Source organism: Geobacter sp., from assembly GCF_030834625.1.
Taxonomy (GTDB): Bacteria; Desulfobacterota; Desulfuromonadia; order Geobacterales; family Geobacteraceae; genus Geobacter.
The window spans coordinates 1-7,896 of sequence record NZ_JAUQXO010000043.1 but is presented as its reverse complement, the minus strand read 5'-3'; the positions used below and the strand labels follow the sequence as shown (position 1 = coordinate 7,896).

General features: G+C 54.0%; 5 protein-coding genes and 2 riboswitches. Of the genes, 2 read left to right on the top strand and 3 right to left on the bottom strand.

Annotated elements, in window-relative coordinates; all coding sequences use genetic code 11:
* The 3 genes from RCH91_RS10975 to RCH91_RS10965 form a co-directional block, all read right to left on the bottom strand.
* Positions 1-2,322, bottom strand: a 2,322-nt coding sequence (locus RCH91_RS10975; RefSeq protein WP_306534985.1) for an SdrD B-like domain-containing protein, incomplete at its 3' end; no start/stop codon positions are given.
* Between the two features lie 159 nt (positions 2,323-2,481).
* A riboswitch (cyclic di-GMP riboswitch) is annotated at positions 2,482-2,561 on the bottom strand.
* A 182-nt stretch (positions 2,562-2,743) separates the two neighbouring features.
* Positions 2,744-3,988 carry a glycosyltransferase gene (locus tag RCH91_RS10970; RefSeq protein ID WP_306534984.1) on the bottom strand — a complete coding sequence of 415 codons (1,245 nt, stop codon included), beginning with the start codon at positions 3,986-3,988 and terminating at the stop codon, positions 2,744-2,746.
* A 178-nt stretch (positions 3,989-4,166) separates the two neighbouring features.
* Positions 4,167-5,606: a hypothetical protein gene (locus tag RCH91_RS10965; RefSeq protein WP_306534983.1), complete on the bottom strand. Its 1,440-nt coding sequence runs from the start codon at positions 5,604-5,606 to the stop codon at positions 4,167-4,169.
* Between the two features lie 197 nt (positions 5,607-5,803).
* Positions 5,804-5,885, bottom strand: a riboswitch (cyclic di-GMP riboswitch).
* 351 nt (positions 5,886-6,236) lie between these two features.
* Between RCH91_RS10965 and RCH91_RS10960 the strand changes: the two genes are divergently transcribed.
* Both RCH91_RS10960 and RCH91_RS10955 read left to right on the top strand, forming a co-directional pair.
* The gene (locus RCH91_RS10960) at positions 6,237-7,580 is read left to right on the top strand and encodes an IS1380 family transposase (RefSeq protein WP_306534982.1); all 1,344 of its coding nucleotides are present in this window, start codon (positions 6,237-6,239) and stop codon (positions 7,578-7,580) included.
* Positions 7,581-7,744: 164 nt separating this feature from the next.
* On the top strand, positions 7,745-7,896 hold a 152-nt coding region (locus RCH91_RS10955), incomplete at its 3' end, for a transposase (RefSeq protein ID WP_306534986.1).

Genomic DNA, 7,896 nt, shown 5'->3' with positions numbered 1-7,896 from the left:
GAAGGTTTCAGCGACCTTCACGTTGGCGCAGGTGAAGAGTTCCACCTTGACGCCGGAGATGCCCGGCTCGTTGGCGTCCTGGATACCGTCCTTGTTCAGGTCGTTCCAGACCTTGTCGCCGATGGTTGCGGGCTGGAGGTAGTATCCGAAGTCGATGGTGGTATCGGTAGCGTCGTCAGCAGGCAGCGTGACATTAGTCGGGCTGCCATTACTGTCCTTGGCCGGATCGTTGCCCTGCAGGCTCGGCGATGCAGTGTAGCCCGGAGGGAGTGTGGTCACGTCCACTTCAACCTTGTAGTCGCCTTGACACAGGCCGGTGAACGTATAAATCCCGCTGCCATTGGTGATTGACGTGGCCAGAATGGAGTTGTCTAGCGGATTCTTTAGGTATACCCTCACTGCGGGGATGCCTGGCTCGCCGCCATCCTGGATACCGTTTTGGCTATTGTCGTCCCAGACGAAATCGCCGATCGACCCGGTGCAGGGGGACAGATAGCCGAAATCGATGGTCATGTCTACGCTGGTGTCGGTGGTAAGGGTAACAGCCGCCGGACTGCCGTTGCTGTCGTTTTCCGGAGTGCTGCCAGGCACATTCTTGGGAGTCGGAAGGAGGCCAGGCGGCAGGGTGGTTTCGTCGACTTCCACGGTGTAACTGCCGGCGCACAGACCGGTAAACTGGTAGAAGCCGTTCGGGCCGGTAAACGTCGTGGCAATGACGGTACCGCCACTGTTTTTCAGTCTCACCGTCACAGCGTCTATTCCCGGTTCGCCTGAATCCTGGATACCGTTGCGATTGGTGTCAAACCAGACGAAATCGCCGATCTTGCCGGTGCACGGCGGCTGATAGCCGAAGTCGATCGTATTGTCGACACTGTCGCTCGTCGGCAGGGTAACGTCTGCAGGGCTGTCGTTGCTGTCGTTCTCCGGCGTGCTGCCCGGCGCGTTGGAAGTAGTCGGCGTGAAGCCCGGCGGAAGGGTTGCAGAAACCACTTCGACTGTGTAACTACCGGCACAGAGGCCCGTGAACTGGTAGAAGCCGTTCGGCCCGGACGTTGTCGACATAATGAGGTTGTCAGGACCGTTAAACAGGTTGATCGTCACATCATTGATGCCCGGTTCGCCCTGGTCCTGGATACCGTTCTTGTTCAGGTCGTTCCAGACAAAATTGCCGATTATGCCGGCACAGGGTGACTGGTACCCGAAATCGATAGTCAGGTCGGTGCTGTCATTAGCAGGTAGTGTCACCATGGAAGGGCTGCCATTGCTATCGATGGATCGATCTGTTCCTACCTCGTTAGGGGTGGGGAAAAACCCTGGTGGAAGGGTATTGGGATCTACCTCGACGCGGTAAGTCCCCTGGCACAGGTTGGAGAACAGGTAGTACCCGTGCTGCCCCCCCGGACCGATCCCGGTCGTGGTAGTAGCGAGAAGCGTATTGCCTGCATCGAAAAGCCTTACAGTAATGCTGTCAATGCCCGGCTCGCCCGAGTCCTGAATACCGTTGCGATTGGTGTCGTGCCACACGAAATCACCGATCTTGCCGGTGCAGGGGGATTCGCCGAACTTGCTGCTTGCATCGACCTTCAGATTGAGGTCTCCAGAAGCAGCTGAGTAGGTGGGAAGATTCCCCTGGCCTGTGCGGCCATCAAAGTATTTTGTCGTTGTTGAATCGAGGGGAGGAAAGTTAATCGTGCTCTCAAACCTCAAAGTAACGATGGTTATGGCAGGGTCGAGAAACGCCGGGTTGGCGTAGGTTACCTTGCCGGTGAGAATGGCGCTTCCTATTCCTAGGTTGCTTGAAGGCACAAAGGTGAAGCTGCTGAACGAATTGGGGTCGATAGTTCCACTGGCTACCAGATCGCCGTCGTCAAAGCCGAAGCCGTTGGGAACGTTGGCGTTTGGAGAGGCGTCGTGGTAGATGAAGAACTGGCCACCGGCAAGGGTCTTGAATAAAGCGGTGCTGGAGGAGCCGGTAGTGGTGAAGGAAACAACCTCTTCGGGCAGAATAGCCACCACGGTGTACTCGAAATTGCTGTTCAGGCCTGGAAAGTTAATAGATTGCCCGTTCGGATCCGTAAGGGCGAAAAGGAAACTCTGGTACCTGAAATTGAACTGCTGACCTGGGGTGAGGGTGGACCCTGCCGGCCCGACCCCCTGCGCGTTGCCACTCCCCGATGATGCCCAGTCAAAGCCCATGACATTGGGAACCTTGACCCCTAGGGTGTCATTGAATACGGAGCCAACCCAGAAATTCTGGGCAGATGCCGTACTAACGACGAAAAACATCAGGGCTAAGAACAACAAGGTTAATCGTCGCATCATAAATTTTACTCCTCCTTTCACAAGATTCGAACTCAACACGGAATTACACTTTCACCTCCTTGTGAGCAAAAATGCCTCAAGCACCGTCCTGGCGCTTATGGAGGCGGGAGAAATTGGACACAATCAGCAAAAAAAAAGCCGGGTTTGCAACTGGGATTTCCAGGCAGCCCGGCCGTCTTTACAGAGAAAGACCCGTGGTTTTCCGTCCCCCCCTCACGAAGGGTTTGGCGAAATTATGATTGTAAGTTGCGTCGCAAATAAATTTAGCAATTAATGTGCCATAACTAACTTATTGATGTAGTGGGTAATGCAGTTCTTTTTTATTTGAAAAATGTAAAGAAAATCATACGAGATGTAAAAAAATCTGACAAAAGCGGTGAATAATGAGAGGTGTCAACTCCAGGATGCTCAGCGCATCGACCTACGCTGGAACGCTGAATAAGGGAGCGTTAAGGAGTCGCTCGATATGATCCGCCGCGGCACGTGGACCGTTGTAGTTCTTAAGAATCGATTGTATCTTGGCTGCGTTGGCGGTGTAGTCGGGATTGGCAAGCATATGGGTGATTTCCTGGAGCAGAATCGCCGGCCTTTTTTCAAAGTATGCAAGGTCAACCATTCGGCCGACGCCGAGAGCTTCCACTCTCCGCATATTGAAATCCTGATCGGGTATTGTCGGTATTCCCAAGACCGGCTTCCCGTGCTGCAGAGCTTGGTAGATGGTGCCGTTTCCGCCGTGACAGACCACGAGGTCGCAGATTTCCATTACCTTGTCTCCGTCGAGAAACTCTTCCACATAAATTTTCCCTTCCAGCGTCCTTAATCCAGCCTTCTGGCCGCCAGTTGTAACAATAGCCGTTATTGGCATGTCTGAGAGGTTTTGATAGACGGTGTTGAACATCTTTTCAATACCGGTAGACCCCATCGTGAAATAAATCAGGGGCTTTTGCCGTGCCGCAGATTCCCACCACGGGGGGAGGGTACCGTTTTGGTGCCAGGTGATTGGCCCGATATATATGTAATCTGAAGGAAGATTGCGGGTCGGGAAGTATTCGGGAATATCGGCAAGGAGGGTCAGGTCCTTGCCGGCCAGGCAATTGGTGGCGGTGACCGGTTTCTTCGTTCCGTACTGCTTGCTCAGCTTCTTGAAAATCCCCATGGCGTTGTCGAACACGAACATTTCAAGGGTGAGGTTGAACCTGTCGAGGAATTTTCGAAATCCGGTATCCTGACTAACCAGTGTTTCCGGTATCCATCCGAAGAACGGAATATACGGCAATGCCCGATATTCGGTTGATGAAACGTTAACGATGGCTGCATGCTTGATGCCTGTGAGGTGAGTTGATAGGGGAGCTGAAAATCTCCCGTCGGACAGGACGATGTCGGGACGGACTTCCTTGTAAAGGGCTACATCGGCCTCAATCATCTGAATCAAGCTCTCGTCGGAAATAAACTGCAGCTTTCCGCTGCGTATGTGGCCGAAAAGCTCCTTCGGATCCGGCTCAAAGAGCGGGAGGACCGTAAAGCCCTCCTCCTCAATGAACCTTTTTTTGCTGCTTTCGCCTGCAAAGAGTACGTCGTGACCTCTCGTGCGGAGTTCTCTGGCGACTGCAAGGGGGCGACTGATGTGAGAGAGGGTATGTGTATAGGGCTGAACAAGGATCTTCATAGTTTTGGGAGTTATTTCCTCTGTCTGGTATCGTAATCAGGATACCAGTTTATAACATCTTTTCAATGCATTGCATTCGAGAGAATCGGCGCGGGTGGTAGTTCATCGTCAGCCTCGTTAGTCTCGAAAAAAAGGGGGGCTTTTCGCCCCCCCTATAGTAGTTGCAGACTTCCTGCGGTCAGTTGTTTTCCGGATGCATCTGGACGTTGCCCGCTCTCGTGAAATAACCAAAAAGGTGCGGATCATTGGGATCCGTGCAACTACCCGGCACTCCCGGGCCGTTGTAGTAGATCACGTTGCCCGTGCAGTAGCCGTCAGTATCGTAGGCGGCGCTGTCGTAAATCAGGAGCTCGTAGTAGTCGGTGCAGTTCACGCAGTCACCCGGTTCGATCGGCGTGCCGGGGCAGTGGGTGCAGGGTGTAGTGGCGCTCGGCCATCTGCCGCCGGGGCCAGGCTCTCCGATATCCTCGAGGTGGACCTCGAAGCAGAGCGGGCCGGTGGGGAAATTATACCCCTTCTGGTTGGAGAAGCTTCCGATGCCGGCGAAGTCTATTTGGTGGTTCTCGGCATTGGCGCACGCGGGAACGCAGCATCCCGGATCACTGCACGCGATCTGGAAGAGGCTGTTGGAATGGAAGACGAAGCTCTGCTTAGGGCTCACAACGTGGTGATGGGTCCAGTTACCGTCAACTCCCGGTTGTGCCCCGGCCTGGCCACCCCAGGTGTCAAAGCCAGCCTCGGCACAGGTCTTCGGATCGGGCATGCCATTCGCCTTGAGGGCGCACGGCACGGTGATGCCATCCTTCACTCCGCCTGCGGTAACCCGACAATCTCCCTGCGGCGGCGGTGCCTGAATGAACTTGGAACTTCCGTCAACCTTGAGCATCAGGTCGTTTGACGCAACCGTGTACGGCGGATCCAGGTTCCCCTCACCGGTACGCCCGGCAAAGAACGCGCCTGTCGCCGAATCGAGGGGGGGGTAGTTGAGGGTGCCTTCAAACCTGATGCCGGTAATGTTGGTGGGAATGAGGAAAGCGGGGTTGACATAGGTGACCTTTCCGTAGAGGATGGTGCTGCCAATCCCTGTTATTCCGTTTGACGAAATAGAGGTGAATGTGGAAAACTGCCCAGGGTCGATCGTACCTTTCGCCACGAGGGTTCCGTCGTCAAATCCTGAGCCGTTCGGCACATTACTATTTGGGTGGGTGTCGTTGTAGATATAGAAGACGCCACCGGGCAGTGTTTTAAAGGTTGCAGTGCTGATAGTTGGGGAAGCGGGTGTGACGGATACGACCTCTTCAGGGAATTGGGCCACAACGGTAAACTCAAATTTGGAGTTCAAATCGGGCGACGGTATTGTCTGTCCGTTGGGGTCTGTAATAGCGAAGAGATAGCTCTCATACCTGAAGGTAAAACTCTGACCTGGGGTGAGAGGTGATCCGGTTGGTCCGACTCCCTGAGCGGCACCGCTCCCTGATGATGACCAGTCGAAATTCAAAACATTCGAGATTGAACCGCCAGTGCCGTCAAAAACGGTACCTGTCCAGAAAGTTTCGGCATGTCCCGTTCCAATACTTACTGCCAGGAACGAAAGCAACAACGATAGTAGCCTTTTCATGGTGTGCCTCCTTTCAACGTGACTCGGTATTGCGCTAGAATCTCACCACATCCTGCGAGAGACAGATGAAATATAATCGATCTGTTTTCCCACCCCCTTTCGTGTCGCGTCCAATAAGAAATGGACTGAAATTTGCTTGCATAAATGTTGTTTGGTATTACGAAATGGAAAAAGCCGGCTCGCCGAAAGATCTACTTTTCGGCAACCCGGCTGTCTTCTTTCCTCAGAAGATCCGCGGTTTTCCGTCCCCTCCTCGCGAAGGGTTAGGCTTTGTCAAAAAATGGTCTGTACGAATGTTCAAAAATGTTCAATAGTTATCTTGATATCATGGAAACTGAAGATGTCAACTTGATCACCGCATAATCCGACTCCTTGAATTGGGGTTTTATGAATATACACTAACCAGATCGCAAGAGTCATAAGTGCGTAAGTGCCACTTCAGACCGAATTGCGGCGCCTCGTTATCCGGAAGGACCTATTGTATAATGCTTGAAAACGGATTTTTTTATCATACCTGAATCCGTGAATCTACAGTCATAAATTTTCATTTGATCTTTGACAATTAGCTGATTTAGTTGGTTTTTTATGCTACTATCGAACTGCTTCGAAACTCACCCAAGGAGATTTTTCGTGAGGTTTCCCCGGTTCGCCATAGAGCAGTCCGACACGGAATTCTACACCTCTAACTCCGGCATTGCCCTGGTCGGACTGGCCATTAATCGCTTTACCTCCCTCACCTCTCGCGTGACCAAGGCCGCGCCCTGCCGTGGAATCCCCACCGCCGATGTGCTGCGCTGCTATCTGGGGCTTCTGTGCCAAGGCAAGAGCGACTTCGAGGCAATCCGCCCGTTCTGGGAGGATGACGAGTTCTTTTCCGCAGCCTTGGGCGTACAGAAGGTGCCTTCCCCGGAAACCCTGCGCCAGAGGCTCGACCAGGTCGCCGACTCGGTCGCACGCATCGTTGATTTCTGCACGACCGAGTTTCTCAAAAAAGCGCAGGCCGCCCTGTCGCCACTGCCCTCGGGACACATGCCGCTGGATCTGGATGTTTTCACCCAGGATAACTCCGACACCAAGAAAGAGGGCGTCTCCTATACTTACCGGGGTTTCAACGGCTATGCGCCCATCGCCGCCTGGCTGGGTCTGGAGGGCTGGTGTCTGGAGATCGAGCAGCGCCCAGGCTCCCAGCATGCTCAGCAGGGGTTCATCCCCTTTGTGCTGCGGGCGATCCGCAAGAGCCGACAGTTGACCGAGGTTCCCCTTCTGGTGCGGCTGGACAGCGCCCATGATGCCATCAACACCCTGGTGGCCCTGAGGGAAGAAAAAGTCGACTTCATCGTCAAGTGGAACCCTCGGGGGACTGATGTTCCGGCCAGGGCCTCCGCAATCTTCGCCCAAGGCAAGCTGGTGAAACAGGATAAGAATGGCCGTATCGCCATCATGACGGAAATCGTCGAGCGTGCCTATACGGATGAGGAAAACAAAAAGCACACCATCACGCTGCGCCGGGTGCTGCGAGCCACCGAGCGCAACTTTGAGCGTGATGGCACCCCTCGGCTCATTCCCGATGTTGAGATTGAGGGCTGGTGGACCAATCTCTCCATACCCAAGGAAAAGGTGATCGAGCTCTACAAGGGTCACGTCCTGTGCGAGCAGTACCATTCCGAACTCAAGAGCGATCTGGACCTGGAGCGGCTGCCGTCGGGCAAGTTCGCCACCAATGCTCTGGTCATGCACTGCGCCGGCCTGGCCTACAACATTCTGCGCGCTGTGGGTCAGGTGGGCCTGATGGACAAAAAACGCGCGCGGCGCGCCAAGCAACGCCGCCGACTCAAGACGGTACTCCAAGACCTGATGTACTTCGCCGGGCGCGTCATCGTCCATGCCAGGGGCTGGACCCTGCGCTTCAGCCGCCATGCCACCGGACAAGCCCAGGCGTTTGCCAAGACCTATAATCGATTTGCCTATGGCTGAGCCGGAACCGTCCCCACGGTGTGCTGAAAAACCCCGCATCCAGCGCTGTGGTCGGCCACGCTCGGCCAAAATCAGGAGAAAGGCAGCAGTAACAAACCTTCAATCTCTCCGGGTCTTATTCCCCGAAGCTTGCTTCGCTGTCTTTGGTGTGACATATTGGTTTAGTGAGTGAGTGTATACACAAAAGCCATAATGTTTCTGTGCTGTTATACCATTTGGTTTGTCCAGCAAAGTATCGTCGAGTTGTATTTACCGATGAGGTAGATGCTCGACTTAATGAAGTTTGCCTGGAGATAGCTAAACGGTACGAGATCAA

Coding starts and splice junctions, on each gene's coding strand:
- RCH91_RS10970 (WP_306534984.1), bottom strand. CDS start 3,988: ATGAAGATCCTTGTTCAGCCCTATACACATACCCTCTCTCACATCAGT.
- RCH91_RS10965 (WP_306534983.1), bottom strand. CDS start 5,606: ATGAAAAGGCTACTATCGTTGTTGCTTTCGTTCCTGGCAGTAAGTATT.